The following is a 1,467-nucleotide window of genomic DNA, read 5'->3' on the forward strand; positions in this document are numbered from 1 at the left end:
AGCTCGACTTTGGCCATTTCTGGCGGGTGATGTGGGAGCGCAGGGCGGCGAAGCGAACGATGCGGTAGACTGGCAGCGTTTCCGCCAAGAGACACCACCATGCCAGACCTGCCCGCCCGCTTCGCCGCGATCATTGTAGCGTTTGCCCCGCTCTTTCGCCACCGAACCTGGCGTCATGCCGAGGTCCTGCTCGTCGGCGCCATCCTGGCACCCGGTAAGCGCACCGTGACCAGCATCTTGCGTATCACCGGCCTCAGTCGCGAGCGCCACTTCGTCAATTATCATCGCGTGCTCAGCCGGGCTCGCTGGAGCACACGCGAGGCGGCCCGGCTGTTGCTGGGCCTGCTGATCCAGGCCTTTGCGCCAACCGGTCCGGTGATCCTCGGCCTGGATGACACCATTGAGCGCCGCCGCGGCAAGCACATCAAAGCCAAGGGCATTTATCGGGATCCGGTGCGCTCCTCCGATGCTCATTTCGTCAAGGCCTCGGGCCTGCGGTGGATCAGCCTCATGCTGCTGGCTCCCATTCCATGGGCAGCTCGCACCTGGGCCCTGCCGTTCCTCACTGCCCTGGCACCCTCCGAGCGCTACTGCCGTGAGCGGGGGCAGCGGCACAAAAAGCTGACCGACTGGGCGCGTCAGATGATGCTGCAGGTCAGGAGGTGGTTGCCTGAGCGCGAATTGGTGCTGGTGGCCGATATGGGATTTGCCGCCCTGGAACTGCTGGCAGCGCTGTCTCGCCGCGGCGTGATCTGTATCACCCGGCTTCGCCTGGATGCCGCCCTCTACGAGCCGGCTTCACTGCGCCGGCCGGGGACGAAGGGCCGTCCGCGCACCAAAGGAGCTCGGTTGCCGAACCTTTCCGATGTGCTGCTCCGGACGAGCACGCGCTGGCGCCGCGTCACGGTGCCTGGCTGGTATGGCGAAGGGGAGCGGCTGATCGAGTTCTGCTCGGCCACGGCCGTGTGGCGCCACGGCGGCATGCCGGTGGTACCAATCCGCTGGGTGCTGGTGCGCGATCCCCTTGGACGCTTCTCGCCCCAAGCCTTGCTGTGCACCGATCCCACGCGCGATCCGCTGCAGATCATCCGCTGGTTCATCCTGCGCTGGCAGATCGAGGTCACCTTCCAGGAGGCGCGTGCACATCTGGGCGTAGAGACCCAGCGGCAATGGTCGGATCAGGCCGTCGCCCGCACCACGCCCTGCTTGCTCGGATTGTTCTCAATCGTGACCCTGTTGGCCGCGCAACTCGGTCAGCGCTCCCGAACCGCTGTTTGGATCGACAGCTGGTATCGCAAGTCTCATCCAACTTTCGCGGATGCCCTGGCGGCCGTGCGGCGTCAGATCTGGAGCGAGATGGGTTTATTCACATCACGCTACCGACACAAAATGTCGAAACCCTCACAGGCCCTTCAACGAGGCTTGGTTTACGCGCTCTGCCAAGCCGCCTGATTGGCCAAAGTCGAG

1 protein-coding gene is annotated in these 1,467 nt (G+C 64.8%); it reads left to right on the plus strand.

Going from position 1 to position 1,467, the window contains the following annotated elements:
* The first annotated feature begins 99 nt into the window (after nucleotides 1-99).
* The gene (locus JKL45_RS29515) at nucleotides 100-1,452 is read left to right on the plus strand and encodes an IS701 family transposase (protein ID WP_201865321.1); all 1,353 of its coding nucleotides are present in this window, start codon (nucleotides 100-102) and stop codon (nucleotides 1,450-1,452) included.
* Nucleotides 1,453-1,467: the final 15 nt, after the last annotated feature.

This window comes from Microvirga soli, from assembly GCF_016734765.1.
GTDB lineage: Bacteria > Pseudomonadota > Alphaproteobacteria > Rhizobiales > Beijerinckiaceae > Microvirga > Microvirga soli.